This is a genomic window from Actinoplanes sandaracinus (genome assembly GCF_030009775.1).
Classification (GTDB): domain Bacteria; phylum Actinomycetota; class Actinomycetes; order Mycobacteriales; family Micromonosporaceae; genus Actinoplanes; species Actinoplanes sandaracinus.
Genome location: NZ_JASCTH010000019.1, coordinates 145,152 through 172,117, shown reverse-complemented (window position 1 = coordinate 172,117; position 26,966 = coordinate 145,152). Strand labels below are relative to the sequence as shown.

Annotated in this window: 29 protein-coding genes and 1 pseudogene; 19 read left to right on the top strand and 11 right to left on the bottom strand. The window is 70.7% G+C overall.

Annotated elements, in window-relative coordinates:
* Nucleotides 1-605 precede the first annotated feature (605 nt).
* Nucleotides 606-1,889: a hypothetical protein gene (locus tag QLQ12_RS27745; RefSeq protein WP_282763455.1), complete on the top strand. Its 1,284-nt coding sequence runs from the start codon at nucleotides 606-608 to the stop codon at nucleotides 1,887-1,889.
* Between the two features lie 93 nt (nucleotides 1,890-1,982).
* Here the strand turns inward: QLQ12_RS27745 and QLQ12_RS27740 are convergent, their stop codons facing one another.
* Nucleotides 1,983-2,735, bottom strand: a complete 753-nt coding sequence (locus QLQ12_RS27740; RefSeq protein WP_282763512.1) for an MBL fold metallo-hydrolase — start codon at nucleotides 2,733-2,735, stop codon at nucleotides 1,983-1,985.
* Between the two features lie 151 nt (nucleotides 2,736-2,886).
* Here QLQ12_RS27740 and QLQ12_RS27735 point away from each other — a divergent pair, with 151 nt between their 5' ends.
* The 4 genes from QLQ12_RS27735 (at nucleotide 2,887) to QLQ12_RS27720 (ending at nucleotide 5,772) form a co-directional block, all read left to right on the top strand.
* Complete coding sequence (locus QLQ12_RS27735; RefSeq protein WP_282763454.1) at nucleotides 2,887-3,411, top strand: AAA family ATPase; 525 nt, start codon at nucleotides 2,887-2,889, stop codon at nucleotides 3,409-3,411.
* A gap of 138 nt (nucleotides 3,412-3,549) precedes the next feature.
* The gene (locus QLQ12_RS27730; RefSeq protein WP_282763453.1) at nucleotides 3,550-4,485 is read left to right on the top strand and encodes a GlxA family transcriptional regulator; all 936 of its coding nucleotides are present in this window, start codon (nucleotides 3,550-3,552) and stop codon (nucleotides 4,483-4,485) included.
* A gap of 1 nt (nucleotide 4,486) precedes the next feature.
* Nucleotides 4,487-5,131: a DJ-1/PfpI family protein gene (locus QLQ12_RS27725; RefSeq protein ID WP_282763452.1), complete on the top strand. Its 645-nt coding sequence runs from the start codon at nucleotides 4,487-4,489 to the stop codon at nucleotides 5,129-5,131.
* Entirely contained in the window at nucleotides 5,128-5,772 is a 645-nt protein-coding gene (locus QLQ12_RS27720) for a lysophospholipid acyltransferase family protein (RefSeq protein ID WP_282763451.1), read from the top strand. Before QLQ12_RS27725 ends, QLQ12_RS27720 begins: the two co-directional genes overlap by 4 nt.
* 135 nt (nucleotides 5,773-5,907) lie before the next feature.
* Here the strand turns inward: QLQ12_RS27720 and QLQ12_RS27715 are convergent, their stop codons facing one another.
* Together QLQ12_RS27715 and QLQ12_RS27710 are read right to left on the bottom strand one after the other, a co-directional pair.
* Entirely contained in the window at nucleotides 5,908-6,585 is a 678-nt protein-coding gene (locus QLQ12_RS27715; protein ID WP_282763450.1) for a hypothetical protein, read from the bottom strand.
* Between the two features lie 44 nt (nucleotides 6,586-6,629).
* The gene (locus QLQ12_RS27710) at nucleotides 6,630-7,361 is read right to left on the bottom strand and encodes a class I SAM-dependent methyltransferase (protein WP_282763449.1); all 732 of its coding nucleotides are present in this window, start codon (nucleotides 7,359-7,361) and stop codon (nucleotides 6,630-6,632) included.
* Between the two features lie 122 nt (nucleotides 7,362-7,483).
* Between QLQ12_RS27710 and QLQ12_RS27705 the strand changes: the two genes are divergently transcribed.
* Nucleotides 7,484-8,638 (top strand): FAD-dependent oxidoreductase, encoded by a 1,155-nt coding sequence (locus QLQ12_RS27705; RefSeq protein ID WP_282763448.1) that lies wholly within the window; start codon nucleotides 7,484-7,486, stop codon nucleotides 8,636-8,638.
* Nucleotides 8,639-8,755: 117 nt separating this feature from the next.
* On the opposite strand, the gene QLQ12_RS27700 is transcribed toward QLQ12_RS27705, so the two are convergent.
* Nucleotides 8,756-9,127: a nuclear transport factor 2 family protein gene (locus QLQ12_RS27700; RefSeq protein WP_282763447.1), complete on the bottom strand. Its 372-nt coding sequence runs from the start codon at nucleotides 9,125-9,127 to the stop codon at nucleotides 8,756-8,758.
* A 180-nt stretch (nucleotides 9,128-9,307) separates the two neighbouring features.
* Here QLQ12_RS27700 and QLQ12_RS27695 point away from each other — a divergent pair, with 180 nt between their 5' ends.
* The 3 genes from QLQ12_RS27695 to QLQ12_RS27685 all read left to right on the top strand — a co-directional run bounded on the left by QLQ12_RS27695 (nucleotide 9,308) and on the right by QLQ12_RS27685 (nucleotide 12,999).
* Nucleotides 9,308-10,783, top strand: a complete 1,476-nt coding sequence (locus tag QLQ12_RS27695; RefSeq protein ID WP_282763446.1) for a serine/threonine-protein kinase — start codon at nucleotides 9,308-9,310, stop codon at nucleotides 10,781-10,783.
* 115 nt (nucleotides 10,784-10,898) lie between these two features.
* Entirely contained in the window at nucleotides 10,899-12,662 is a 1,764-nt protein-coding gene (locus QLQ12_RS27690; protein WP_282763445.1) for a hypothetical protein, read from the top strand.
* Nucleotides 12,655-12,999 (top strand): hypothetical protein, encoded by a 345-nt coding sequence (locus QLQ12_RS27685; RefSeq protein ID WP_282763444.1) that lies wholly within the window; start codon nucleotides 12,655-12,657, stop codon nucleotides 12,997-12,999. Before QLQ12_RS27690 ends, QLQ12_RS27685 begins: the two co-directional genes overlap by 8 nt.
* Nucleotides 13,000-13,019: 20 nt before the next feature.
* On the opposite strand, the gene QLQ12_RS27680 is transcribed toward QLQ12_RS27685, so the two are convergent.
* The 3 genes from QLQ12_RS27680 to QLQ12_RS27670 form a co-directional block, all read right to left on the bottom strand.
* Nucleotides 13,020-13,823, bottom strand: a complete 804-nt coding sequence (locus QLQ12_RS27680) for a zinc finger Ran-binding domain-containing protein (protein ID WP_282763443.1) — start codon at nucleotides 13,821-13,823, stop codon at nucleotides 13,020-13,022.
* 174 nt (nucleotides 13,824-13,997) lie between these two features.
* Nucleotides 13,998-14,867 carry an AraC family transcriptional regulator gene (locus tag QLQ12_RS27675; RefSeq protein ID WP_282763442.1) on the bottom strand — a complete coding sequence of 290 codons (870 nt, stop codon included), beginning with the start codon at nucleotides 14,865-14,867 and terminating at the stop codon, nucleotides 13,998-14,000.
* A 186-nt stretch (nucleotides 14,868-15,053) separates the two neighbouring features.
* Nucleotides 15,054-15,608: a CGNR zinc finger domain-containing protein gene (locus QLQ12_RS27670; protein ID WP_282763441.1), complete on the bottom strand. Its 555-nt coding sequence runs from the start codon at nucleotides 15,606-15,608 to the stop codon at nucleotides 15,054-15,056.
* Nucleotides 15,609-15,677: 69 nt separating this feature from the next.
* On the opposite strand from QLQ12_RS27670, the gene QLQ12_RS27665 reads away from it, so the two are divergent.
* The 3 genes from QLQ12_RS27665 (at nucleotide 15,678) to QLQ12_RS27655 (ending at nucleotide 18,139) form a co-directional block, all read left to right on the top strand.
* Nucleotides 15,678-16,670, top strand: a complete 993-nt coding sequence (locus QLQ12_RS27665; protein ID WP_282763440.1) for an EamA family transporter — start codon at nucleotides 15,678-15,680, stop codon at nucleotides 16,668-16,670.
* 76 nt (nucleotides 16,671-16,746) lie between these two features.
* Nucleotides 16,747-17,385: a hypothetical protein gene (locus tag QLQ12_RS27660; protein ID WP_282763439.1), complete on the top strand. Its 639-nt coding sequence runs from the start codon at nucleotides 16,747-16,749 to the stop codon at nucleotides 17,383-17,385.
* Between the two features lie 106 nt (nucleotides 17,386-17,491).
* Entirely contained in the window at nucleotides 17,492-18,139 is a 648-nt protein-coding gene (locus QLQ12_RS27655) for a sensor domain-containing protein (protein ID WP_282763438.1), read from the top strand.
* On the opposite strand, the gene QLQ12_RS27650 is transcribed toward QLQ12_RS27655, so the two are convergent.
* Both QLQ12_RS27650 and QLQ12_RS27645 read right to left on the bottom strand, forming a co-directional pair.
* Nucleotides 18,063-19,298: an RNA polymerase sigma factor gene (locus QLQ12_RS27650; protein WP_282763437.1), complete on the bottom strand. Its 1,236-nt coding sequence runs from the start codon at nucleotides 19,296-19,298 to the stop codon at nucleotides 18,063-18,065. The two genes, QLQ12_RS27655 and QLQ12_RS27650, sit on opposite strands and share 77 nt — an antisense overlap.
* The gene (locus QLQ12_RS27645) at nucleotides 19,291-19,632 is read right to left on the bottom strand and encodes a YciI family protein (protein ID WP_282763510.1); all 342 of its coding nucleotides are present in this window, start codon (nucleotides 19,630-19,632) and stop codon (nucleotides 19,291-19,293) included. The genes QLQ12_RS27650 and QLQ12_RS27645 overlap by 8 nt, the downstream gene beginning before the upstream one ends.
* A 122-nt stretch (nucleotides 19,633-19,754) precedes the next feature.
* On the opposite strand from QLQ12_RS27645, the gene QLQ12_RS27640 reads away from it, so the two are divergent.
* Nucleotides 19,755-20,900, top strand: a complete 1,146-nt coding sequence (locus tag QLQ12_RS27640; protein WP_282763436.1) for a GNAT family N-acetyltransferase — start codon at nucleotides 19,755-19,757, stop codon at nucleotides 20,898-20,900.
* Nucleotides 20,901-20,947: 47 nt separating this feature from the next.
* Nucleotides 20,948-21,339 (top strand): annotated as a pseudogene (locus tag QLQ12_RS27635) (nitroreductase family protein).
* 13 nt (nucleotides 21,340-21,352) lie between these two features.
* On the opposite strand, the gene QLQ12_RS27630 reads toward QLQ12_RS27635, so the two are convergent.
* Nucleotides 21,353-21,826 carry an NUDIX hydrolase gene (locus QLQ12_RS27630; protein ID WP_328518314.1) on the bottom strand — a complete coding sequence of 158 codons (474 nt, stop codon included), beginning with the start codon at nucleotides 21,824-21,826 and terminating at the stop codon, nucleotides 21,353-21,355.
* A gap of 463 nt (nucleotides 21,827-22,289) precedes the next feature.
* Between QLQ12_RS27630 and QLQ12_RS27625 the strand changes: the two genes are divergently transcribed.
* From QLQ12_RS27625 to QLQ12_RS27605, 5 genes are all read left to right on the top strand, one after another.
* On the top strand, nucleotides 22,290-22,802 hold the full coding sequence (locus tag QLQ12_RS27625) for a tetratricopeptide repeat protein (protein WP_282763435.1): 513 nt from the start codon (nucleotides 22,290-22,292) through the stop codon (nucleotides 22,800-22,802).
* 114 nt (nucleotides 22,803-22,916) lie between these two features.
* The gene (locus QLQ12_RS27620) at nucleotides 22,917-23,486 is read left to right on the top strand and encodes a DUF6434 domain-containing protein (RefSeq protein ID WP_282763434.1); all 570 of its coding nucleotides are present in this window, start codon (nucleotides 22,917-22,919) and stop codon (nucleotides 23,484-23,486) included.
* Between the two features lie 660 nt (nucleotides 23,487-24,146).
* The gene (locus QLQ12_RS27615) at nucleotides 24,147-24,722 is read left to right on the top strand and encodes a DUF4360 domain-containing protein (RefSeq protein WP_282763433.1); all 576 of its coding nucleotides are present in this window, start codon (nucleotides 24,147-24,149) and stop codon (nucleotides 24,720-24,722) included.
* 31 nt (nucleotides 24,723-24,753) lie between these two features.
* Complete coding sequence (locus tag QLQ12_RS27610) at nucleotides 24,754-25,341, top strand: DUF4360 domain-containing protein (RefSeq protein WP_282763432.1); 588 nt, start codon at nucleotides 24,754-24,756, stop codon at nucleotides 25,339-25,341.
* A 76-nt stretch (nucleotides 25,342-25,417) separates the two neighbouring features.
* Nucleotides 25,418-26,044, top strand: a complete 627-nt coding sequence (locus tag QLQ12_RS27605; RefSeq protein ID WP_282763431.1) for a DUF4360 domain-containing protein — start codon at nucleotides 25,418-25,420, stop codon at nucleotides 26,042-26,044.
* 86 nt (nucleotides 26,045-26,130) lie between these two features.
* On the opposite strand, the gene QLQ12_RS27600 is transcribed toward QLQ12_RS27605, so the two are convergent.
* On the bottom strand, nucleotides 26,131-26,895 hold the full coding sequence (locus QLQ12_RS27600; protein ID WP_282763429.1) for a hypothetical protein: 765 nt from the start codon (nucleotides 26,893-26,895) through the stop codon (nucleotides 26,131-26,133).
* Nucleotides 26,896-26,966 lie beyond the last annotated feature (71 nt).

Here is a 26,966-nt window from a genome sequence, read left to right as displayed (position 1 = left end):
TGCGCCTGTCGGGCGGCGGGTTCCGGCGTCCATCCCCGCGGGGGCCCCCCCCCCCCCGCCCCCCCCCCCCCCGCCGCACGTGCCGTCGTACCGTCCGCATCCGGTTCCTCCCGAAGAGCCGCAGCGATTAGTCATCGAGACCGAATTGTGTCGTGAGATAGAGCACGCGAAATGGATCAAGGTCGGTGGGCGGATGCCTGTTTCGCCCGTTTATCCGGGTGAATTGTGGCAGGCCCCGATCCGGCGGCAAATGAATCTCGCCGGTGTCCGAGAGCCCGATGTCGCGGACGATGCACGATGTCCCTGGTGTCCGCTCTCCAGCATGTGGCGATGCGGTCGCGTGCCCGCGACGAGCTGCGGAAACGCGCGTAGCCGAGATTCCCCTGAACGTCACCGTACCGGCTTCCGACGTGCCGGTCCGGGCCGCGCGAAACGCCTGGCGCCACCGGGCGGACAGGCGGGGCCGGCTGGATGGATGGGCGGAGTTGGTCGCCGTACGATCTGACCGGGGTAATTGACACGCGACGCGTTGATTGATGCTCGTACACTGCCAATTCGCGGCACGGGGGAGTGTCGCGCCGCCCCTCGAATGGAGATTCTCGCGCATGAAGCGCTTTCTGGCCGGTGCTGTCGCCGGTGCCACCGTCCTCGCCCTCTCGGCCGGCTGCGCCAACCAGATTCAGCAGCTCGAGCCCAAGCTGGAGCTGAAGAAGGCCGCGGAGGACCTGGGCGCGGCGAGCCGGACCGGCTTCACGATCAAGGCCGGCGGCAGCGTCGACGACCTGATCGCGCTCGCGAAGAAGGAGGCCGGCACCGGTAAGGACGCCTTCACCGACTCCGACGCCGACATCCTGCGCAAGCTCTACAACTCGTCCTTCACCGCCGCCTGGGACAAGGCCGGCGAGGGTGTCGCCGACGACAAGGGGCTGTTCAACGCCACCATCGACGGCGTCACCGGCCTCGAGGTGCGGGTCGTCGACCAGGTCACCTACGTGAAGGTGCCGGTCAAGGAGCTGGCGACGAAGTTCGGCGCCACGACCGCCGAGATCGACGAGATCAGCGGGGAACTGGGCAGTCAGATGCCGGGCCTCGACAAGCTCGTCGAAGGCGGCTGGGTCTCGGTCGCCGCGGCTGACCTGGAGAAGATCACCAAGGAGGCCGGCGTCCCCGTCAGCCCTCCTGGCCAGGAAGACAACGACAAGATCGTCGCCGAGCTGAAGACCAGCGCGGAGAACCTGCTCCAGGGCGCCGACGTGGCTCGGGACGCGCAGGACCAGACTCACCTCGTGGTGACGACGACGACGGTCAAGGCGCACACCGAGGCGAAGCGGTTCCTCGAGGCGGCCAAGAAGATCATCGCCAAGGAGCAGTCCACGATCCTCGACGAGGCGACCGGTGACGTGCTCGGCGAGGCGCCGGCCGACAAGCCGATCGTCCTGGACCTGTGGATCGACAACGGCAAGTTCAAGGCGTTCGAGATGAACCTCCTGCAGTTCGTCGAGGGCAACACCGGCCGCGCGTCGATCCGCGTGGAGATCGGGGCCGGCGCCGACATCACCGCCCCGGCGGGGGCCACCAAGCTCGACCTCACCCCCTTCCTCGCGGCGCTCGGCGCGGCCGGCCGCGGCACCGGCAGCGGCTCCGGCGGTGGTGAGGCCAAGACGTGGGCCGAGATGGTCGGCCAGCAGACCGTCCGGATCGCCGAGACCCAGGGCGGCAAGCCGGCCACCCACCTGAAGAAGGTCGCCGACGAGATGGCCCTGCCCGGCGTCACCGTGAAGGTCGTGCGCTCCGGCGTCGCCCAGGTCACCGCGGGCAGCAGCGTCGCCTGTGTGACCGTCCCGGCCACCGCCAGCGGTGAGCCGAAGGTCGCCGCGGGCGCCTGCTGACACCGGTTCGATCGCCGAAGCCCGGCCCGCCGTCACGGCGGGCCGGGCTTCGGCGCTTTTCCGCGGCTTCTCAGCCGGCGGCGACCCGTCTTCTCAGCCGGCGACGGCCCGTCGCAGCAGCTCGGGGTCGTGGGCGTTGACGATCGTCAGGCCTGGGCCGGCGGTGGCCCAGAGCTCGGCGAGCCGCCCGTGGTTGGCCCGGACCAGGCTCCGGTCGTGCGCGATCATCTGTTCCGTCGCGGCGAGCAGACGTGACCGCGGCGTCGTGCCGTCGACCATGCCGCGGTGGTAGAACGCGTCTCCGGCGTGCAGGATCCAGCGGTCTCCGGCGTCGACCGCGACGGCCGCGTGGCCGCGGGTGTGGCCGGGCAGCGCGATCAGGACGACCCCGGGGAGGATCTCGGTGGCGGCCGCGAAACCGCGCCACGCGTCGCCCGCCTCGGGGTGGTGTTCGACCAGGTGCGGACCGTGTTCTCGTTGTGCCGGCAGGTACCGGTAGCGCTCGTTGCGGGTGCGCGGGTGCCGGGCGGCGTCCGATTCGGCGGCGGTCAGGTGCACCCGGGCGTGCGGGAAGTCGGCCAGGCCGCCGGTGTGGTCGGCGTCGAAGTGGGTGAGCACGATGTCGCGGACGTCGCCGGGGTCGAGCCCCAGTGCATCGATCCGCCGCAGCGCGGTCTCCGCCGGCCGCAACACGGGACGGATCAGGAAACGCGAGCCGCCGATCCGCCTGCCCGGTTCGGCGGCGCAGCGCAGGCCGAAACCGGAGTCGACGAGCAGCAGGCCGTCGCCGGTCTCGACCAGCAGGACGTGGCAGACCAGGCCGCCGGGCGTGAACACGGGGCGCATGGTGCCGCAGTTGAGGTGATGGACCTTGTGTGGCACGCCGGTGGTTCCTTCCGCCGATGGCGTCGACTCGCCGAAATCCTATCGTCGAGATCTGAAAGGTGGCGCCCGCGGACGGCACCGTGACTCGCGTGCGGGTGGCAGCATTCTCTCCGTGGCGCAGCGGCTGATTCTGATCAACGGCCTTCCCGGCTCGGGCAAGAGCACCCTCGCCGGGCGGCTGGCGCCGACGCTGCGCGTACCGCTGATCGGCAAGGACGCCTTGAAGGAGGCGATGGCCGGCGCCGTGCCGGGTGTGCCGCCGAAGGCGCTGGGGAGGGCCGCCGCGCAGGTGATGTGGGAGCTGGCGGCGGCCACGCCCGGCACGGTCGTGCTGGAGAGCTGGTGGTTCCGGCCGCGGGACCTGGCGTTCGTGACCGAGGGCGTCGCCCGGTCCGGGGCCCGCACGACCGTGGAGATCTGGTGCGCGGTCCCGCCCGAGGTGGCTCTGGACCGTTACCGCGCGCGGCGGCGGGCCGCCCTTCATCAGGACGACGAGCGGGTGCGCGACGACTGGCCGCGATGGATGGCCGAGGCGGAGCCGCTCGGGATCGGCCCGACCATCGTCGTCGACACCGACCGCCCGGTGATGGCCACCCGCCTGATCGAGGCGATCAGCGCCGCCATCGGCGGCGTCTGACCCGTCCGCGATCTTGTCATTTTGCCGCGCACCACCATCGTGGAACCCGGCAAGATCGAAATGGGATGGCGGGAGAGTGGCGGGAAAGGTGGGATTTCCGTCATTGCAGCCGTCGCGGGTGGCGGCCACGCTGAGAGCGTGACCGTGCTGATCCTCCTGTTCGACGGAGTGCAGAGCCTGGACGTGACCGGGCCGCTCGAGGTGTTCGCCGGCGCCGGCTACCGCACCCGGACCGCGAGCCCCGGCGGTGCGGCGGTCCGCACGTCCAGTGGCCTCACCCTGGTTCCCGACGGCGATCTGGACGCCGAGCGGAGCCCGGACATGGTGGTGGTGCCGGGCGGCGACGGCACCCGTGCGGCGCCACCGGCGATCGTGGACTGGCTGCGCCGGCACGCTCCGGGCGCCCGGCGGGTGATGGCGGTTTGCTCGGGGGCGTTCCTGCTGGCCGAGGCCGGGCTGCTGGCCGGCCGGCGGGCCACCACCCACTGGAACGTCTGCGACGCGCTGGCCAGGAGATATCCGGACGTCGAGGTCGACCCGGAACCGATCTTCGTGCTGGACGGGCCGATCGCCACATCGGCGGGCGTGACCGCCGGCATCGACCTGGCCCTGGCGCTGGTCGAGGCGGACCGGGACCGCGAGACCGCCCTGCTCATCGCCCGGCACCTGGTGATGTTCCTGCGCCGGCCGGCGAACCAGACCCAGTTCAGCGCGCAGCTCTCCGCTCAGGTCGCCGCCCGGCCCGGGCTGCGGGAGGTGCAGCGATGGATCGCCGACAACCCGTCGGCCGACCTGTCGATCGACGAGCTGGCACGGCGCGCGAACCTGTCGCCGCGCCAGTTCGCCCGCGCGTTCGCCGCCGAGGTCGGACAGACCCCCGGGCGGTACGTGGACGCGACCCGCCTGGAGACAGCCCGCCGGCTGCTGGAGGACGGCGGCGACGGGGTCGAGCGGGTCGCCCGGGCCAGTGGTTACGGCACCCCGGAGGCGATGCGCCGCGCTTTCGCCCGGGTGCTGGGTGTCTCGCCGTCCGAATATCGGCACCGTTTCCGTCCCGTACCCCAAGAGGTCTGACATGCAGGTCGCGATCCTTCTCTTCGAACGTCTCACCGCGCTCGACGCCGTCGGCCCCTATGAGGCGATCAGCCGGGTGCCCGGCGTCGAGGTCGTCTTCGCCGGCGAGCGCACCGGCCCCGTCCGCGATGATGTCGGCAGCCTGTCCTTGACCGCTGACGCTACGTTGACGGACGTGCCGCGTCCGGACGTGATCGTGGTTCCCGGCGGGCCCGGACAGATCGCGCACATGGCCGACGGCCCGGTGTGGCGCTGGCTGCGCGCCGCCGACGCTCACACCACCTGGACCACCTCGGTCTGCACCGGCTCCCTGATCCTCGCCGCGGCCGGGCTGTTGACCGGCCGCCGCGCCACGACGCACTGGCTGGCCATGGACCAGCTGGCTCCGCTGGGCGCGGTTCCGGTCGAGGAGCGAGTGGTCACCGACGGGAAGTACATGACGGCCGCCGGAGTGTCCGCGGGCATCGACATGGCGCTCGGGCTCGTCGACCGGATCGCGGGCGCGACCGTTGCCCAGGCCGTGCAGTTGGGTATCGAGTACGACCCCAGCCCGCCTTACGCGGCCGGTTCGCCGCGTGTCGCGCCGTCCGAGGTGGTAGCGGTGGTGCAGGCCCACAAACGTTTCATCTTGACCGGGTTCCGATGAGAGGCTGGCACGTGTACGAACTGCTCAAAAAGGTTGTCCGGCTGCGGGTGGAGGGTGCGGAGCACGTGCCGGCGAGTGGGCCGCTGTTGCTGGCGTCCAACCATCTCTCGGTCACCGACTCGACGTTTCTGCCGATGGCGGTGGCCCGGCATGTCACGTTCATGGCGAAAGCGGAGTACTTCACCGCGACCGGGCCACTGGGCGGGTTCGTGTCCTGGTTCATGTCCCGCGACGGGCAGGTGGCGGTGAACCGTGACGACACGCGGGCCGCGGTGGCGTCGCTCGACACCTGCTTGGAAGTGCTGCGCCGCGGTGACGCCTTCGCCATCTACCCGGAGGGCACTCGTTCGCCGGACGGCCGGCTCTACCGTGGCCGCACCGGGGTGGCGTGGCTGGCGCTGAAGTCGGGAGCGCCGGTGATTCCGGTGGCGATGTTCGGCACCGACCGGTTCCTTCCCCCGGGCCGAGTGGTGCCGCGTCCGGCGCGGCTGAGAGTGGTGTTCGGCAAGCCGGTCCAGCTCGGGGCGGTCGCCACCGACCCGGACAGCGCCCGGGACCGCCGCGCCGCGACCGAGACGATCATGGCGGCGATCGCCGAGCTGTCCGGTCAGGAGTACGTGCCGAGGTATGCCCGGCCCTGAGATGCCGGTGAGCACAGGGCGTCCCGGCTGCTGGATCATCGCGGTGGGACGCCCTGTGTCGTCTTCCTCTGCCCATCCTGCTGCAATTGCCATAACTGTGCAATAGAGCCGTCGACGTGAACATGGCGGCATACCTCAGCCCACTGCGGAGAACGTCTTCCCCGCCCGGAGTTCGGTGATCAGGGTGAGCACGGCGGGTGGTCCGCCGCGCTCGCTCACCCAGCGGCTCACCACGCATCCCGCCAGAAGGTAGCCGCGATCGGAGCCGCCGGCCGTCGCCACCGCCCAGTCGGTGTCGACGATGGTGGCCGCCTCCGGGTAGGGCAGGCGGCACCGGTCGGCCTCCGACGCCGGCTTGAGGTAGCGGGCGTCGTCGGAGATCAGCACCGCGAGGCCCTCGTCGAACCAGTCCGGCACCTCGCCGTACGCCGAACCGAGCCGCCGGTGCAACTCCAGGTGTGCCAGCTCGTGGGTGGCGATGGTCTCGTTCGCGCCGTCGGGCGACAGCATCAACGCCCACCTGCCGAACGCCCGCCCCTTCTCACCACCCCCGCCGAGGCCCGCATAGCAGTCCTTCGTCGCGCAGATCAGCACCCGGGCGTCGGCGGTCCGCTCGCCGTAGAAGGCGCCGATCCGCTGATCCGCCGCCGCGACCATCCGGCGGTACCGGTCGTCGTCGTGCTCGGCGTACACGCCGGCGCCCAGGCCGGTCAGCCCGTAACACTGAGGACAGGCGATCGCCGCGATCGACGGCGCCGCCAGGACGGTCGCGCCGATCCCCAGGCCCAGCAGCCCGGCCACCACACCCGCCACGATCCATCGGCGCTTCGGCCCGCGCCTCCCGGGCGCCGCGCTGATCATCGGGCCGGCCGTCCCAGGGCGAGGGTGGTGCGGAGATCCATGACGACGGTGCCGCCGAAGTCGTCGACCAGCCGGCCCAGAACGTCGAGGCCTTGACGCTGCATTTCCGGCGGGTGGGCCAGGAACGGGCCGAACGTCCGCACCAGGGCGAGGTACTGGTCGCGGGCCAGCGGCAGATGACGCCGGAACCGAACGGCCCGCACATCGGTGAACTCGCCACTGGCCAGCACGTCGTGGTACATCCAGTCGACGGGACGCTCCCGCACGGTGTCGTCCAGCGCGTTCAGCGCCGCGCGGATCGCCGCCGCCTGCTCCGCGTCGGCGTAGTCGTACCGGTGCCCGAACACCGCGAGCGTTCCGCCCGGCGCGAGGGCCGTGCGCGCCCGGACGTTGCGGGTCGCCGGATCCAGCCAGTGCCAGGCCATGGCACACGCCAGCACACCCACCCCGCCCGGCGGCGGCGACCACTGCTCGAACGGGACCGTCCGCACCTGCGCCGCCGGGTACTTCGCGCGAAGCACGGTGGCCATCCGCGGATCCGGTTCGATGCAGGTCAGCGGGGCGCCGATGGTGGACAGGACCGCGGTGCCCTTGCCGGTGCCGGCGCCGATCTCGGCCACCGAGGCGGGCACGCCGCCGTGATAGTCGACGATGGCCCCGGCGACCTCCGGCGGATAACCGGGCCGCGCCGTCTCGTACAGATCCGCCACTGATCCGAAGACATCCATCGGCAACCTTTCCGACTGTCCGTCATCTGCGCGGGTGAATGCTACCGAGCCTGGCCGGGTGGCCCATCGACAGCGGCCGCGCCAACCTCCACTATGGCCACAAGATCGGCGTTGGGGAGACGATGAGCGACTTTGATGTGATCGTCGTGGGAGCGCGCTGCGCCGGCTCGCCACTCGCGATGCTGCTGTCCCGGCGCGGCCTCCGGACCCTGCTGGTGGACCGGGCCACGTTCCCCAGCGACACGGTGTCGACCCACATCCTGCACCCGCCGGGCGTGGCCGCGCTGCAGCGATGGGGTCTGCTCGACGAGGTGGTGGCGACCGGGTGCCCGCCGGTCGGCCGGTACTCGTTCGACTTCGGGCCGGTCACCGTGGCCGGTGCGCCGGGCACACCCGATTCGCCGTACGCCTACGCGCCCCGCCGTACCGTGCTCGACAAGATCCTGCTGGACGCCGCCGCGGCCGCCGGCGCCGAGGTGCGCGAGGGCTACAGGGTCGACGAGGTGCTCTTCGACGGTGCCGGCCGGGTCACCGGAATCCGAGGCCAGGACGGAACCGTCGCACACGCCCGCATCGTGGTCGGCGCGGACGGGCGCAACTCGGTGGTCGCGAAGGCGGTGAACGCCACCGCCTACGAGGACCGGCCACCGCTCACGATCTGCTACTACTCGTACTGGAGCAACCTGCCGACCGACTCGTTCGAGGCGTACAGCCGGCCGGGACGGGGCTGGGCGGTGTGCCCGACCAACGACGACCTGACCGTGATCGCCTTCGGGTGGCCGCACGAGGAACTGGCCGAGCACCGCAACGACATCGAGGGCACGATGATGGCGATGTTCGAGACGTCGCCGCAGTTCGCCGAACGCGTCCGGGACGCCAAACGCGAGGAGCGGATCTCCGGGGCGGCGGTGCCGAACTACTTCCGGGTGCCGTACGGCCCCGGCTGGGCCCTCGTCGGCGACGCCGGTTACAGCCGCGACTTCATCACCGCGCAGGGCATCACCGACGCGTTCCTGGACGCCGAACTGCTCACCGACGCCATCACCGGCGACGACCTACCCGGGTACCAGGCTCGCCGGGACGCGCGGGCCATGCCGGTCTACCAGATGACTCTCGGCATCGCGTCGTTGCAGCCACCGGACCCGCAGATGGTCCAGCTCATCTCCGCGATCGCCGGGAAGCGGGAGGCCATGGACGCGTTCGCCCGCCTCAACTCCGGGGTGACCTCGCCGGCCGAGTTCTTCGCCCCGGAGAACATGGGCCAACTCCTCACCTGACCCTGCCGTCCGCCTCCGCCCGCCGCCGCTTGCGTGGTCGCTGCCTCGTCGCCTTCGCTCGGACGCCGCTTTTGCGTCTATCGCCTATTTCGCCCGACCGCTCCGGCGGCCGGGCGATCATGCGGGCGAGATCTGGGCGGCCACGATCCGCCAGCCGGTCTTGTCGTCGTACGCCCACGTGCGCGCGTACCGCAACCGGGCCGCGAACGGCCCACCGTTGAACGTGCCCGATACCGAACACAGCGCGAACGTGGCCCCGGTCGCACCGACGACATTGATCGCCAGGTCCTCCTCGACCAGGGTGTCGATCCTGGAGGTGCCGGAGCGGTAGGCGTCCAGGTCGTCGGACTTACGGAACCGGGTCCCGTCCGGCCCGATCGCGATCAGACGGTCGTCGAGCAGCAGATCGAGCGCGGCCACGTCACCGTCGCGCTGGGCCTGCTGCAGCCGCCGCTCCGCGTCGAGCAGCTCGGTCTGGAGGTCGGTCATGGTGGCTCTCCGGGGTTTCGGGGTCGGCGGGTTCCAGTGCCGACCCTATGCCGTTGCGCCGGGCCTGCTCCAGATCGCAGCGCCGGGCTCGGGCCAGAGCGCAGCGGCGGCCTGGTCCAGGAGGTGAAACCCGCGCTCACCGGCTACCTGACCCCGCTGACCGGCATCTAAGCTGTCGCGGTGCTACAGGCCGGCGCGCGACTCGGGAACCGTTACCACCTTCAGCAGCGGCTCGGCGCCGGTGGGATGGGTGAGGTCTGGCTCGCCGTCGACGAGGTGCTGCGGCGTACCGTCGCGGTGAAGGCCATGCTGCCCAGCGTGGCCGGCGACCCGGACTTCGCGAAGCGGTTCGAGGCCGAGGCCACCTCGATGGCCCGGATCCACCATCCGGCGGTCGCGGCCGTCCACGACTTCGGGCAGAGCGAGGGTCTGCTGTTCCTGGTGATGGAGTATGTCGACGGCGAATCCCTGGCGCAGCGGCTGGTTCGGGGGCGGCTCTCGCCGGAGGAGACGATGCGGCTCCTGGAACAGGCCGCGACCGGGTTGCAGGCGGTTCACGAGCAGGGCCTGGTCCACCGCGACATCAAACCCGCCAACCTGCTGGTCCGTCGCAACGGCACGGTGGTCATCACCGACTTCGGGATCGCCCGGCACGAGAACGCCAGCCACCTCACCGTTTCCGGCGCCATTCTCGGTACGCCCACCTACCTCTCGCCCGAGCAGGTGCGCGGGGAGCCGGCCGGGCCGCTCAGCGACGTCTATTCGCTCGGGCTCGTCGCCTACGAGTGCCTGGCGGGGGAGAAGCCGTTCGTGGGGGACAGCCCCTATGCGGTGGCGCTGCAGCGGCTCCAGTCCGGGCCGCGCACGATCAAGGTGGAGCTGCCGGTGGCGGTGCAGGCCGTGGTGGAGCGGGCGCTCGCGGTCGAGCCGAGGGACCGCTGGCCGTCGGCGGCGGCGCTGGCGTCCGCTGCCCGGACGGCGATGGCCGCGCATGCGCCTATGGCCGGGAATGCGGGTATGGCTGCGCATGCTGGTGTGGCCGGATCGGCGCCCGAGGCCGCGGGCCCGCCCGCTGCCGCGAGCCCACCGCCCGCCGGAGTGCGGGTTCCGCAGCGGTGGCCCATGCTGGCGTTGACCGCGGTGCTTCTGGTCGTCGCAGGCGGAGCCGTGGCCTGGGGGATCAGCCTAGGCGCCGGTGACAACGACGCCGTCATGCGCGACCCGGGCCAGGGGCAGAACCAGGGGCAGAACCAGGGGCAGAGCCAGGCACGGGAACCGGTGAGCTTCGTAGCGTGCGGTGACGCCTACTGCCCGGTCGTACCGATGTGCTGGAGCGGTCTCGTGGCCAACAGCGGCGTCGCCGTCCCGCCGCGGCCGATCGACTGTTCGGAGCCGCACTACTGGGAGACGTTCCGGGCCGTGCCGCTTCCCGCGGGTGGGGTCACGATCAGTGATGCCGCGCCGCTGATCGAACGCGCTGACGCCGCGGAGGCCTGCTCCGCCGCGGCGATGGCGGAACGCAGCCGTGAGCCCGCGAAGACCCGTCGCTGGCAACGCGACGTCTGGCCGATCACGATCGGGGCCAACACGACGCTGCACTGCATCGCCAGCGCCCCGGGCGGCGAATCGACAGGCGGGTTCTTCCGCCAGGGGTGACTGCCCGCACGTCACGTCGGCTGAGCGTCCACAGCGGATCGTCCTGTCGGGGGTGGCGGGAGCGAGATGGAAGTCGATACGTTGACTCTCCTTTCCTCTCACCGGAGGGTCTCCGATGGTCGTCCCGGATCCCCGTCAGGAACAGCAGCCTCTGCTGAGCACGCCCGGGTACACCCCGCCGAACACGATGAGCGCGACCACCCGGCATCTCGCCAGCGCGCCGTACATCGACGTCACCTTCGCCAACACGGTGATCAAGGAAGTCGTCGAATCCGAGCGGAAAGCGGTGCCGCCGTCCTACGGATTCGACATCGATCCGGTGGTCCGGCACAGCCTGCGGGCCCGGCGGCTGCTGCTTCTGCGGTACGGGCTGGTCACCGCCCTGCTCCTGCTCGGCTTGCTCTGGCTCAGCCCGATCGCGACCGTCGCCTGGCTCGCCGTCTGCGTGGTGGGCGTCGGCGCGCGATCACGGGTCGTGCGCAGGCTGCCACCCCGGACACAACTGGCGGTGGTGGCGGCGGTCGTCGTCTTCGGGTTCTGCTTCGTCGCCTACCCCCTGCTCCAGCTCGTGTCCCGAGGGCTTCCCGACCTGTTCGACACCGGCAACCGGGGCGATTGGGGCAGCGTCAACGACGTCTACGGCGACACTGACACCGGCCTGGGGTTCGGCGACCTCTTCCTGCCGCTGCTGCTGGCCGCGGCCATGTTCGCCATCCTGTTCCTGTCCCGGCGGCACGTGTTCGGTGTGATCACCACCGAGCTGGCCCCGGACGCGCCGGCCTCCGCGCCGCGCAGCACCAACGGCCGGGTCGAGCGCCGCCTCGCCATGGTCGCGGCCATGCAGCGTGGCAACATCTCGGTGCACGACTCGGACCCGTTCCTGGGGGCGGGCTGGATCGACCGCGGCTGGTCGTTCGCCATCGCGCTCAACCCGAACCCGGACGACGACGGCAACCGGCCTGCCGAACGCATCCGCCTCGACGGCGGGGAGCTGAACCGGCGGGTGATGAAGGCGATCGTCGATCTGCGCTCGGCCGATCTCAGCGACGGCGAGAAGGTCTCGAACGTCTACGTCATCCCGTACGTGGTCGCCGACGGATACCGCCGCATCGACGACCCGCTCATCGACCCGCGGACGCGGGCCCCGTACACCCTGGCCTCGGCGGAGACGCTCGCGGCGATCGAGCAGTGCCCGCAGGGCGGTCTGCGTCACTACCTGCGCGCCGTGGTGCCGGCCACCGGCAAGGAGATCCGCACGCCGGCCGGCCGCCCGGTCCTGCCGGCACAGGACAGCGGTGTCGCGGTGACCGCCTTCGTCCACCTGGCGCTGGAGGGCGGCATGCTCTACACCGAGTTCGTCGCCACCGTCATGCCCGATGTCCAGTGGCGTTACCAGATCGGCGACGTCCTGCGACCGGAACGCGTGCCGCTGCACGCCGCCGAGGACACCCTGCGCAGTTTCGTCCGCGACAACCTGTTCGGCCCGCTCTACCTGGTCCAGACCGCGTGGGACGCGATCCGCCTGCAGAGCCGGATGGCCCGTTCCGCCAGGCGTGCCGAGGAGTTCCGCTACTACGACTACGGCGCTGACCTCAGCGTGCGTGACCTCGGGGCCGAGGTGCCGATCGGCAAGTTCATGCAGCATCTTGATGCCGCGAAGTACATTTCTCTCCTGGACAAGACGGTCTCCGAGGCGATTCTGGAATTCCTCGAGGAGCACGACGTGGACACCGCCGAGTTCCGCGCCAAGGCGGCGAACATGTCGTTCGACTACAGCACGAAGACGTTCCACGGTGGCCAGCAGGTCTTCGGCAACAACAACAAGATCAGCCAGGCCAACGCCCCGAGACCACCCAAGAGCGGAGGCACGCGTGGCTGAGCAGCGCTTCGGCAACTTCACTTTCAACGGTGGCCAGCAGTCTTTCGGTGACCACAACACGCTGAACCAGACCAACAACTACTACGGCGACCAGCGCGACGAGATCGTCGCCCGGCTGGCCGAGATCCGCCGCACCGCTCCGGACCCGGCCGCTGTCGAGCCGCAGATCGTGGTCATCGAGCGGGCGCTTCAGGAGCCGACCGCCGAGTCCGTTGGCACGGTCCGGCGGGCGCTCGACGAGCTGAACCAGAAGCTGGGGACGGTGCAGTCGGCGGCCGAGGCGGTCGCGGCGGTCGGCGCCATCGGGGCCATCGTGGCGGCGAACTGGCCGTTCTGAGCGCCGGCCGTCGCCGGCTCTCAGATGTCGTCGGCGGACCGGGTGCTCAGGCCGTTGGCCCGGGCGACCGGGTTCCAGTCGGTCAGGAAAGCGCGTTTCGCGGCGCCGGCGTCGGTGGAGGCGGCGCGGCCACGGTCGTACCCCGCGTCGTTCGCCGCACCGCAACCGCCAGTCAGGGTCGGCTCCGCCCACCGCAGGAAGCCCTGGTCGGCCTCCCAGGCGTGCTGAAGCGCGCTGATCAGGCCGGACCGCAGCGTCTCGCCGGTGGGCAGTGCGCTCAGGTCGGCGTTGCGGACGGTGTCCATCTGCGACTGGCGCTCGGCGCCGACGGCGGTGATGTCGGTGACCGCGGCGCCGAGGTCGTCGCAGTCGCTGATCCGCTGGATCGCCTCGTTGAGCTTGCGCCGGCTCTTGACGCTCTGGGACAGCACCGCGTCGATGGCCGCCGCCTGCTCGCGCGGATCTCCCGCCGTGGCAGTGGCGGTGGCCGCGGTGGCGGTCGCCGTGGTGGCTGTTGGCTCGGGCTCGGTGGTCACCGTGGTGGCGGTCGGGGCCGGAGCCGCCTGGGTCTGCGCGGGTGGCCCGGCCGGTTCGCCGGATGTTCTCGTGTAGACGAGCGCGCCGATCGCGGTGAGCAGGACCAGCACCGCGGCGCCGATGATCAGAGGCAGATTGTTCCGCCGCGGGATGCCGGGCGGCGGCGTGGGATAGCCGGGCGTCGCCGGTGGCGCCGGATATGTGGGCGCCGCGGCCAGCGTAGCGTTGCACCGGGCGCAGTGGAGGCTTCGCGGGTCGTTGTCCAAGCCGCAGGTCGGACACACCATCCCGTCATCGTATCGATCACCGTGGACATGTGGTACGCCCGTCAGGACGAGGGGAATCTGACTTGTTCGCCTTGACCCGTCATCCGCGCGGTCGCCGCCGACCGGCCGTGCCGCGGTGAAAGGTGCCGCGGGGGAAAGCGGCGAGGTAGTCGTGTCGCATTCCCCCGCGGCCGGTCATGCCGCTTCCACCGGCAGCCAGAGGTCGGTGGTGGCGGTGCTGAAGTCCTCGGCGAACTCGAGGATCGCGACGATCGACGGACCCGGGCGCATTCGCCAGCGGTTCGACGGGAACCACTCGGTGGCGGTGGCGGCCCAGGTCTGCTGCAGGGCGGCCGGGAAGGCTCCGGACGTGCGGAACACCGCCCAGGCTCCGGCCGGGACCTCGATGGCGTCGAGGTCGCCGGGCGGCGTGGTGTCGGCGGTGACAGCCACACCGTGCAGGTAGGTGAGCTCGCTGCCTTCCGCGCGGTCCTCCTCCAGGTCGTCGCTGACCTGGAGGATGCCGCTTGGGTCGGTGTTGCTCAGCGACTTCAGGCGCACGTGCTCCTCCGGCGGCAGCGAGGAGATGTGCCGCTGGATGTGCGGGTTGACGCCCTCGTGGATCAACGGGACGCGGGCGGCGTGGCCGACCAGGCGGAACGCGGGGCGGTCGATGACGCGGGTGTCCATGGGAGTGCTCCCTTCGACGGTCAGGCGGAACCTGAGCTGCGGTTGTGTGCGAAGGGGGCCACCGTCCCGGCGTGCCTCACCCGGAGTGGCGCCGTGCACCGCCCGGAACGCCCGGCCGAACGCCTCGGTCGAGCCGTACCCGTGGCGGACCGCGATCGACAGCAGGTCGTCGCCGCCGCTGACCACGTCCGTGGCGGCGACTGTCATGCGGCGGCGGCGCACGTACTCCGACAGCGGCATGCCGGCCAGCGACGAGAACATCCGGCGCAGGTGGTACTCGGTGGTGCCGAGGTCGCCTGCCAGACGGTCGAGGGCGAGTTCCTCGGTGAGGTGCTTCTCCACGTGGTCGACCAGCCGGTTCAGTGCCGAGATCATCGGGGCCTCCTTACGCCGTCGACTCTGCCCGTCGGCGCCCGTCCCGCGCCCGATCGCAGCGGTCCGATCCGATCGGAACGTGTCCTTGACCGTAAGGGACCGCATCAGCCCGATGGCCGCGCCGCGGCCTGGAGGTGGGCCGCGCCTCGCGGGGTAGGGAACAGGGCCCTTGCCGGGCGTACGACATCAGTCGTGATGGGCGCGCCGAGCGCGGAAAGCGGTCATGTTGACGCGGTTGCCGCAGCGGACCGAGCAGAAGCGTTTGGAGCCGTTGCGGGAGAGGTCGATGAAGAGGCCGGTGCAGTCGTCGGCGCCGCAGACGCGCAGACGGCCGGTTTCGTTCATCCGGATGACGTCGATCAGTGCCAGGGCCGCCTCGACGCGGACGCGCTCGGCGAGCGGCGCGCCGGGGTCGGTGGCGTGCATGTGCCAGTCGGAGTCGTCGTGGCGGGTCAGATAGGGCAGCGCCCGAGCCTCGCGCAGCATGCGGTTGACGGCGTGGACGGCGTCGTCGCGGTCGAGGGTCCAGACCTCGCGCAGCAGGGTGCGGGTCTGCCGGATCGCCTCCACTTCGGCGTCGTCGTGGTCGATGCGCCCGGTGAAGACGTAGCGGCTGAGCAGTTCGGTGAGGTCGGCGATGGTGGTGAGTTCGTCGTCGCCGGTGCGGGAGGCGCCGGGCGCCGTGTTGGCGAGGGCCACGACGAAGTCCAAAGCCTCCTCGGTGTCAGGGGCAAAAAGCAATTTGACTCCTTATCCGGGGCGGCCTAGCGTCAGGGGTATAAGAAGATTAGCCCATGACCGGAGGATGTTGTGAAGTTGCCACCGCAGTCCATCGGGCTCGCCGCCGCCGTCACCTCGGCCGCCACCTTCGCCACCTCCGGGGCCTTCGTCAAACCGCTCCTGGAGGCCGGCTGGTCGCCGGGCGCCGCGGTCACCGTGCGCGCCCTCGCCGGCGGCCTCCTGCTGCTGCCGTTCGTGGTGATCTCGCTGTGGGGCCGCTGGGACGCGCTGTGGCGAGGCCGCTGGCGGCTGCTCGGCATGGGCCTGATCGCGGTGGCGTTCACGCAGCTCACCTACTTCGCGGCGATCCGGCGCGTCCCGGTGTCGACCGCGCTGCTCATCGAGTTCCTGGCGCCGTTGCTGCTGGTGATCTGGTTCGCGGTCACCACCCGGCGCCTTCCCCGGCCGGCCGTTCTGCTCGGGTCGGTGCTTGCGGTCGGCGGGCTGGTGCTGGTGATCGGGCCCGGCGCGCTGGAGGCCGTCGACCCGGTCGGTGTCGTCCTGGCGTTCGGGGCCGCGATCGGCTGCGCGGTCTACTTCCTGGTGGCCGGGCGCCCCTCCGACGGGCTGCCGCCGGTGGCACTGGCCGGGACCGGGCTGCTCCTGGGCGGTCTGGTTCTCGGCCTCGCCGGGGCCGCCGGCGTCGTGCCCATGGAGGCGCGATTCGGGACGGTGCCGCTGCTCGGCGCGGTCGTGCCGTGGTGGGTGCCGCTGACGGTGGTCGCGGTCTTCGGGACCGCGGTGGCGTACGCGGCGGGGATCTTCGGTTCCGGGCGGCTGGGCTCGCGACTCGCGTCGTTCGTGGGGCTGCTCGAGGTGGTGTTCGCCTCGATCTTCGCCTGGATCGTGGTGGGGGAGCGGCTCACCCCGCTGCAGATGGCCGGCGGCGTGCTCATCCTGGCCGGGATCGCGGCGATCCCGGCCGAGCCGCCGGCGCCGCCGACCGTCACCGCGGATACCCCGGACGACGACGCGGAGCTGCCGAGCACCGGCGGGTTGACCCGCCAGGCACCGGCCGGTTGACCCGCCAAGCCCCTGCCGGATTGTCTAAAGTGTCCGAGTGGAACGGGGATGGCCTGGCCGCGGGCCCTGGATGATCGTGGCGACTTCGACCGGCGTCGACTGGCGGATCGCGGCGGGAGCGCTTGCCGCCGCAGTCCCGGACGGGCTGGTGGCGGTGGTGACCGTGGGTCCCGGCGATCCGCCGGCGGGCCGGCCCGCCGGGACGCTGCACCTGGCCGACGCCGGGCAGATCGGCCTGGAACGGGCGAGGAGCCTCATCGGGGCGATGGTCCGGGCATACGACCTCGTGCTCATCTCCACGGACGCCGGGCTGCTGGTGCCGGTCGGCCGGGACGGCTGGACGCTCGTCGACCTCGCCGTGGCACTGGCCGCCCCGGCCGTGGTGGTGACCGGCTCCAGCCCCGACGCGGAGAACCACACCACTCTCGCCCTCGACGCCCTCACCGGCCGGGGCATCGCCGCGCACGTGGTGACGGTCGGCGAGGTCGAGCTCTCGATGAAACCGGCCGGGCGGATCCCGGCCGACCCGCCGGCCGACTTCGCCGGGGCCGCCGAGTGGTTCGACCCGGACCTCGAACTGCCGACCGCGCCACCGGAGCCCCCGGAGCGGCCCGCGATGGACGGCCGGCGGTTCGTGCTCAGACTGCTCGGCGTCTTCGTCGTCATGGTGCTCCTGGCCTGCGGCATGGGCTGGTGCAGCACCGGATACCCGTGATCCGGCCCACGGGCCGAATCTCTCGCCAGGGGTAGGGCTGGCACTACCCTCGATAGGCGGGCTCGCCACATCCACAACCGAGCGGCAGGCCTTTAGCGTTCAGGGCATGACGACGACGCAGCTCGATCCGGTGCTGACTCCCGCGCCGGTCGCCCGCATCCTGCCCCGGCTCGCCGCCGACACCCGTTACGTTCTGACCGGGCTTCCGCTCGGCCTCGCGGCGGCGCTGGTCTGCGCCACCGGGCTGGCCGTCGGGCTCGGCCTCGCGGTGCTCTGGGTGGGCGTACCCCTCATGATGTTCGCTCTGATGCAGGCCCGCGGGTTCGCCGCGGCCGAGCGCGAGCGGATCGCCGCGGTCCTCGGCCACGAGATCCCCGCCCCGGCCTACCGCGGGGCAAGCGCCTCCACCCTTCCCGCCCGCGTTCTCGCGGTGCTTGCCGACGCGCAGACCTGGCGCGACCTGGCACACGCCACCCTGCGCCTGATCCCGAACACGCTCTCGTTCTCGCTGGTCGCGAGCTGGTGGGCCGCCGTCGTCGGTGGCCTGAGCTGGGTGCTGTGGGGCTGGTCGCTGCCGAACGGCCCGGGCGACGACGAACTGCCCGAGATCCTCGGCCTCGGCGACGGCTACCTGACGAACGTCACCTTCTATCTGCTTCTGGCCGTCCCGTTCGCGCTCACCCTGCCGGCGGTGGCCCGCTGGGCGGCCCGGTTCGAGGCCCGGTTCGCTGAGAGGCTGCTAGCCGGTCGCTGAGCAAACGCCTCTCGGCCTCGGTCGGCGCCAGCTCGAGCGCGCGGCGGTAACCCTCCGCCGCCTCGGCGTGCCGTCCGGCCCGGCGCAGCAGATCGGCGCGGGTGGCGTGCAGCAGGTGGTGACCGTCGAGGCCGTCGATCGCCCCGACCAGCGCCAGCCCTTCCTGGGGCCCGGACGCCATGGCGACCGCGACCGCCCGGTTCAGGTCCACGACCGGGCTCGGCGCGACCTTCTGAAGATGCGTGTAGAGCCCGACGATCTGCGGCCAGTCGGTGTCGTCCAGACCGTCCGCGGTCGCGTGACAGACCGCGATGGCCGCCTGCAACTGCAACGGCCCGGCCCGGCCCTGACGCAGCGCCCGTTCACAGAGCGCGGCGCCCTCGGCGATCCGGGCCCGGTCCCACCGCGAACGGTCCTGGTCCTGCAGGGAGACCAGAGCGCCGCCGGCGCCGATGCGGGAGGCCCGGCGGGCGTCCTGCACCAGCATCAGCGCCAGCAGGCCCAGCGCCTCCGGCTCGTCCGGCATCAGATCCGCCAGCACCCGGGTGATCCGCAGAGCCTCCTCGCACAGCCGGCCCTGCCCCGAGTAGCCCTCGTTGAACAGCAGGTAGAGCACGTGCAGCACGGCCGACAGCCGCTCCGGCAGCAGATGCGGCGGCGGCACCCGGAACGGGATGCCCGCATGCCTGATCCGCTGCTTGGCCCGGAACAGCCGTTGCCCCATCGTCTTCTCCGACACCAGGAACGCCCGCGCGATCTCGGCCGTGCTCATCCCGCCCACGCTCCGTAGCGTCAGAGCCACCTGGGCCTCCGTGCTCAGCGCCGGATGACAGCAGGTGAACATCAGTTCCAGTCGATCGTCCGGGATGTCGCTGTCGGTCACGTACGGCGGCGGCACCGGTTCCATGGCGACCTCCCGCAGCTTCGCCCTCTCCATCCCGGCGCGGCGCAGCCGGTCGATCGCGCGGCGGCGCGCCGCCGTCGTCAGCCACGCCAGAGGCTGATCGGGTACGCCGCCCGCCGGCCACACCCGCAAGGCCTCGGCGAACGCCTCCTGTGTGCAGTCCTCGGCCAGGCTCCAGTCGCCGGTGAGCCGGACCATCGTGGCGACGATCCGGCTCCACCCGTCGGCGTAGGCCTCGGCCAGCTGCCTATTCAACGCCCCACGGCCACACCGGCCGCAACTCGATCACTCCGGTCCAGGCCATCGGGTGCCGGGAGGCGACCTCGATCGCCTGGTCGAGGTCCTCGCACTCCAGCACGTCGAAACCGGCGATCACATCCTTGGTCTCGATGTACGGCCCGTCGGTCACCAGCACCTCCCGGTTCCGCACCCGGACCGTGGTGGCGGCACTCGCCGGCCGGGTGCGGTCACCCATCAGCCGGATCCCCTTGCCGTCCATCTCACCGGCCCAGTCGTTCACGTCCGGCGTGCCGTCGTCCGGGCCGGGCGTGAAATCCGGATCGACACAGACCAGCATCAGGTACTTCATCGAGCCACCCCCGTCGTCATGGTCCAGCACCGTACATCCATGCCGTCCCCCTCTCTCGTTCGTTGACACCCCCTTGTCGAACGGGATCCGCCTTCCACTACCGGGTCTCCTAAACTCTTTTCATGGCTGAGGTGACTGTGCGCCCGATGACCGAGTCCGAATACGATCAGTGGCAGCACGAATTGGCCATCGCCTATGCCCAGGAGCAGGTGCAGGCTGGCAACTGGCCCGCTGAGGGCGCCTACGACCGGGCTCGCAAGAGCGACGCCGACCTGCTGCCCGATGGACTCGCCACACAGGGCCACCTCATGTTGATCGGCGAGACCGGCGAGCGGCTGATCGGGCGGCTCTGGATCGGGCTCACCCATCCGCGCGGCGTCCCCGACTGCGCGTTCCTCTACGACATCGAGGTGGTCGCCGGGCATCGCGGCCAGGGCCTGGGCCGGGCGCTGCTGGCGGCCGGCGAGGTGGCGGCCCGCGAGCACGGGGCCAAGGCCCTCGAACTCAACGTGTTCGGGGCCAACAAGACGGCCACCGAGCTGTACCGGAGTTCCGGCTACCAGGTCACCACCCAGCAACTGCGCAAGGACCTCACCCGGCCGTCATCCGCGGCCGCGGCCGCGGATCCGGTGCGGCAGGCCACCGTCGCGTACGAACGGGCCGCCTTCGCCGGCGACCCCTCCGCCCTGAACGCCGCCGAACGCGACCTGGCCGCGCTCGAAGCCGACGTCAGCCTGGCCCGGGCCAAGATGGCGCACGCCCGCTTCCAGACCGGAACCGGCGACCACGCCGAGGAGCCAGAACTCCTCGACCGTGCCGCCCGGTCCTATCGCCGGGCCGGCGACGTGCGGGGCGAGGCCGAGGCCGTGTGCTGGCTGGGCATCTACCATCAGTTCGTGCTGGGTGACGACACCGCGGCCGTGCCTCTCCTGGAGCGCGCCCGCGAGCTGAGCGCCGGCGCGGGCGACGACCTGCTGACGTCCTACGTGCTGCGCCACCTCGGCATCGCCGAACACCGGGCCGGACACACGGAGTCCGCCCGCGCCCTGCTGGAGGAGTCGACCGCGCTGCGGCGATCGGCCGGCTTCGCCGCCGGCATCGCGTCGAACCTGGTCGGACTGATCTACATCGCCGCCGCCGAGGGCCGCCACGCCGACGCCGACGCCATGATCACCGAGGCTCGCGCCGCCGCTGCCGGCTGTGGCGCCCACAGCATCCTCGCCCAGGTCGAGGAGGCCGCGGCCGCGGTCGGGCCCGGGACGGCGTGACCGCGCCGGGACATCGATGACCATGCCGACGCGTGTACCTTGCCACGATGGATTTCCAAGATGTCGTCCGCCGCCGCCGCATGGTTCGCACCTACGATCCCGACCGGCCTGTGCCGCCGGAGATCGTCGACCGCCGTACTGGGACATCGATACGGGTTTCGCCTCCCTGCTGATGTTGCTGACCGCGGTCGACGCCGGTTTGGGAGCCTGTTTCTTCGGCATTCCCGCGGACCGGATCGACTCGTTCCGTGGCGAGTTCGGCGTGCCCGCGCACTTCACCCCGATCGGAGCGATCTCCATCGGATACAGCCAGGAGCCTCCCCGCGACCTGAGCGATCGACGGCGTCCCCAGGGCGAGGTGGTCCATCGAGGCCGGTGGCGGCAACCGGCGGACCGCGCCGCTGACGGATCGTCCGAGAGTGCCGCGGGGCCCCGTTGACGCTCGGCTGCCCTCAGGCGGCGTACCCGTCCTCCAGATAGCACGACGAGTCGTCGGAGCGGGCCCGCACCGCCGCGGCGACGCGCCGCGCCAGCAGCGGCGACAGGCGCGCGCCGGCCTCCGCCTCGGTGCACCACGCCCATCCGCGCAGCTCGTCCGCGGGCACCCGGATGCTCGCGGCACGCCCGGCCGCGAGCACACCGCCATCAAAGATCAACATCAATCCTTCGGTACGGCCCTCGCTCGCCGGAACCCAGTCGGTGACCAGCAGCCGTCCCACCGGCACGGACAGTCCCAGTTCCTCCGCGAGCTCTCGGGCGGCCGCCGCCCGCGGCGACTCGCCGGCTTCCACGCACCCGCCCGGAACCTCCCAGTACGGCTTGTACGTCGGCTCGACCAGCAGCACCCGGCCCTCTTCGTCGGAGAGCAGCACCCCCGCCCCCATCCGCTTCCGGGGCAGCGTGGCGGTCCAGTCCTCAGTGGTCACCGCCTCAGGCTAGGCCGTGGAGGCTCTTGACCTCGTCATCCGCACGCGTCGCTGCGGAGCACGTCACGGCATCGCCAGGGGCGGCTACGGCGAGTGCCGGTAGGCGCTCTCGACAGGCCACGCCCTGTGACTACCCGGTGAGCCGTTCCTCGCGCCCGCCCGTGCCGAGACGCGGATGTTTGCAGCGACTCGGCGTGCGCCTTGAGGCATCGTCGCAACTAAGGTCCACTGCATGCACAGCAGCCTTACGGAGCACGCTCGATGCCGCTACGGTGACGAGCACCAACCGTCGGGTCCACGATGCTTCGAGGACCACGACGACCGGCGGTTCATCGAGAGGATCACCTTCGCCGATGCCTGGAGCACCGAGCCGCGGCTTCGGAAGCGACCTGAGCAGGTGGCAGCCGAAGCCGGCATCGCCGCCTTCATGGCCTCTCAGACTCGCACGTAGGAGACTGCGGCAGTGACGACCGACGTGACGACCGAACTGGCCGCTGCCATCCAGCGCGGCTACGACCAACGTGATCGAGCGAACATGGCGCCGACGATCGCCTACTTCCAGGCGTTGCTCGCCGAACATCCCGACCACCCCGTCCTCGTGTACGAGGTGGGTGGCGCCTATGACACCGCGGGTCAGGAAGAGACTGCGCGCGGCTACTACGAACGGGCGCTCACCCTCGGCCTCGAGGGCGACGTGCTGCGCCGGTGTCTGTGCCAGTACGCCAGCACCCTGCGGTGGCTGGGCGAGTTGGGCGAGTCGCTGACGGTGCTCGACCGGGCTCGTAGGGAGTTCCCCGACTCGGACTCCGTACGCGTCTTCCGCGCTCTGACCCTCAACGACGCCGACCGTCCGGACGAGGCGGTGGCCGAGTTGCTGACCGTCGTCACCGAGCACGCGGAGGTCACCGACCTCGGGCGGTGGGCGGTCGGGCTGCGCGGCCTCGCCCAATGGCTCGCCGACGGCCGCCCCGACTAGGAACGCGTCAATTCCCGCCGACACCACGCTCGTGTCGACGAGCGCGTGCCAGTCATCGTGTATGGCCGTCGCGCAGCCCGCTTTGTGTCACACCCTCCAGGCATCATCGAAGCCATGTCGGAGATCAGGCCCCCGTTGTCAGCGGCACTAACCGGTGCTGAACTGCGCCGATGGTATTGGACCTGGCAGGAGCTGACGGTCCTCGCTCGCGAACTGGCCGTTCCGCGCGGTGGTGGCAAGCAGGTGCTGACAGATCGTCTCGCCGCAGCCCTCGACGGAGCGCCGGCTCCCGCGTCTCCAATTTCGCGCACCTCTGGACGGCAACTGAGCGTTCCGGTCACGAACCAAACCGTCATCCCGGCCGGGCAACGTTGTAGCCAGGTCCTCCGCGAGCATTTCCGCCGGGAGATCGGCCCGGCCTTCACCTTCGACGCCTTCATGCGCGCGTTCATCGCGACAGGAGAGGGCCGGACCCTCGGTGAAGCCGTGGCGCACTGGCATGCCACCCGCGGCGCGGCGGGCCGATCCCAGCCGATCGGCGCACAGTTCGAACTCAACGCGTTCCTCCGCACATGGCGACGCGGCCATCCGAACGGCAGCCGCGATGACGCTCTGGCCGCATGGCGTCAGCATCGCGCACTGCCGCTTGAAGCACGCACGACTGCCTCTGGTGAGGGTGAGTAGCGATGTGACGGATCTGGCCGCTGAGTGCCCGATGCCGGAGATCGGATCAATCTCCCCTGGGTGACGGCGCGGAGTCCTCGCCGCGGAATTGGTCGAGGTCATCGTTCCGCTCGCCGTGCTCGCGTGGTTGGCGTCGGCCCGGCGCCTCTGGCACGCGTGGGGCCCCCCAGCCGAACTGACTATCTGCTCCCTCCGAGCGTGCCGATGAGAGTGCGCATCAAATTTTTCTATTGCCTCACTGAGATACCGCCTTCACGCCGACTTGGCATGTTCTATGACTGGCCTTCGCGCCCCCGGTGCGCGCCGGCCTTTCCCGGAGAGGGACTCGTCAAATCGGACGCCGAGTTCAGACCGGCAGTACCGGCGTTGAAGGAATCAGATTTCAGCCGGGCTGAAATATCCGATCGTACAGAACATCGCCGAATTGCCTGCGCAGCCGGCGAGCGGCCTGTTATTCATCTTTCTGACGGCGATCGCGGGCCGGCGCCGACAGGCCGCGGTGGCTTCGCAAGGCGCCGAATTCGGGTGACAGCGGGTTTGCCGCTGCCACCTGGTTGCGCGTGACCGCTGTATTCGAGGCGAGACGGAAAGTGTCCGGCAATTTCGCATGCCCATGCGTCAGACGTAAATGAGAGGATCCCCATGTTCAGGTTGAGGCGGATGATGACCGCAGCCGTCGGAGCAGCGCTGATCGTGCCGCTGATCCCATCGGCGGCACAGGCGCGGCTGGCGGACCCCGTCGTCACGCTCAAGGTCCTGGCCGTCAACGGCAGCGGATGCCCGGCCCATTCGAGCGTCACCACCGAAGTGCCGGACAAGACTGCGTTCTCCGTGAGTTTCAGCCAATTCAAAGCGACCGGAGGCAGCTTGAAGAACTGCAATCTCCAGATCCGGGTCGGCATACCTGCGGGCTGGACGTATTCGGTGTACCAGGTCGTCAATCGCGGCTACGGTGTTCTCGACAGCGGCGCGTCGGGCCGAATTCTGATGAACTCGTGGTTCACCGGTTTCCCATGGACCCTGCGCGCGGACCAGACCTTCAACGGCCCGTACGACGATTTCTGGCAGACGGACAGCACCGCGGGCGCGCTGATCTTCGCCCCCTGCGGCGCGTCGGCGAATTTGATTCTCAACAACACGCTGCGGGTCGCCGGGCCCCCGACGAGTTCGATGGAGCTGTTCGCGCAGGACGCCCGCGTCTCGACCACCTTCCTCCTGAAATGGAAGCAGTGCTAGTTCCGACACCACTACTGAAAAAGGAGTTCTCATGTTCCGTACGAAGAACGCGGCGGCAATCCTCGCGGGTGCGCTGCTCGGGTCGCTTCTCCCGATAGCGGCCCAGGCGGCGCCGGCACCGACGATCACTCTCAAGGTCCTGGGTGCCTTCGGCAGCGGGTGCCCCAAGGGCACCACCGACGCACAGCCCACCGCGGACAACACCGCGTTCAGCCTGGCCTACAGTGCGTTCCGGGTGTCCGGCAACGACTACAAGAACTGCAAGGTGTCGGTCCGGGTGGCCGTACCTCAGGGCTGGACCTATGCGGTCACCTCGGTGGTCAACCGGGTGACGCCCAACCTGGACGGTCAGTCGTCGGCCAAGCTGCAGATGAACGCATGGTTCACCGGCAGCCCGTGGAACGCGTCGGCCGACAATTCGATCAGCGGCCCGAACACCGATCTCTGGACCACGACGAGTTCCGCCGCCACGCTGGTCTACGCGCCGTGCAACCAGTCGTTCGACCTGAACGTCAACAACACGCTGCGGGTCAACGGCAACGCCTCGAGCTCCGCCGAGCTCATCGATACCGACACGAAGGCGTCAACGATTTTCAACCTGTCCTGGAAGCAGTGCTGACATTCGAACGCCCACCGGCCGACGACAGGGGTCCCTGTGGCCGGCCGGTGCCTGACCGCCACGGTTTTCGTTGTGGATGGTGAGCCTTCCGGCCAGCGCCGAGAAACAAAAAGGGGTCCCCGTGTATGGATTTAAGATCATCGTAGCGACTCTCGTCGGCGCATCCCTGTTCGTGCCGCCGTCCACCTCGACGGATCCCCCACCGCCGGGGAAACAACCGAAGCCCACCCTCAATGTCCTGGGTGCCTTCGGCAGCGGCTGTCCCAAGGGCACCACCGCCGCACAGACCGCCGCGGACAACACCGCGTTCAGCCTGGCCTACAGTGCGTTCCGGGTGTCCGGCAACGACTACAAGAGCTGTGTCCTCTCCGTGAGAGTGGCGATCCCGGCCGGTTGGACCTATCAGATCCCCTCAGTGGCCAATCGGGCCGCCGTCACCCTCGACGCGGGCGCAACCGCGACCCTTACGACGGCCATGTGGTTCACCGGCTCCGAAAAGACCGCGCGCGTCACCAAGAAAGCGACGGGCCCGCAGTCCGGCGCCTGGAACACCAGCGCCGTCCCCCACCAGGCGGCGTGGGCCCCGTGCGGCACGTCGGCGAACCTGACCATCGCCCAGACAATGCGCGTCGCCGGAAACCCCGCGAACACCGCCGGCCTGCTGGCGACGACCTTGGGCGTCCCGAAGGTGCGGCGATGCTGACCGGGGAACCGGGTTGCGCGCCAGCCGGCGCTCGCGGTAGTCGCCGCTGATGACGCGGCGGCTGGTCCACGAAGCCGGAGGCTAGCTCACAGCAACGCGTCGACGACCTTGTTCGCCAGGTCCGCGTGCTTGGCGTAGGCGTCCGGAAACTCCGACCGCTGCACGGCCTGGGCGGCGCCGGCGAGGCTCTTGTCCTCCCAGTCGTCGACCTCGACCAGTCGCTGATAGAAGGCGCCGGCGGCATAGCGCGGGTTCATCAGTTCCGCCACACTGCCCCACCCCTGGCTGGGGCGCTGCTGGAAGACGCCGAGCGAGTCGAAGTCGTCACCCTCGCCCTCGTTGGGGCGGCGCAGGGAGGCCGGGATCGTGGTGTTCGCCAGGTTGCGCAGGCTCGACTCCTGCATCCCGGTCATCACGGCGACGAGAAGCGCGCGGCGGGGCAGGTCGCGTTCCCGGCCCACCGCGACGATGATCGCGGCGTTGTCCATCTGTGTCCGGTCGAGGCCGGCGACCGGCTCGGCCCGCCGGGGCGCCGCCGACTTCGGGGTTGCCGTGCTCGCCTTCGGCGTGGCGGTGACCGCCGCACTCGGACTCGGTGGTGAGGGCGCCGCGGTAGCGGCGCGGATCTCGCCGCGGGACGCGGCTTCCGGGACGCTCGATCGATCGTCGAGCGCCGCGCCGACGGTGGCGGAGGGCCGGATCGCCGGGAGGCCGCCGTTGACGGCGGCGACCGCGCCGACCGCCACCGCGACGGCGCTCATCGCCACCAGGATGGTGGTGGCCCGGCCCGGGCGCTGGGCCCGGCGGCGACCGCGCCGCCGGCGGCGGTGCGCCGAGCGGGCCGGCGCCACGCCGACTTCGTACAGGTCCGGCCCGGAACCGCGCCAGCTTTCGGCGGAGGGCGGACTGTCCGGCTGCGGGC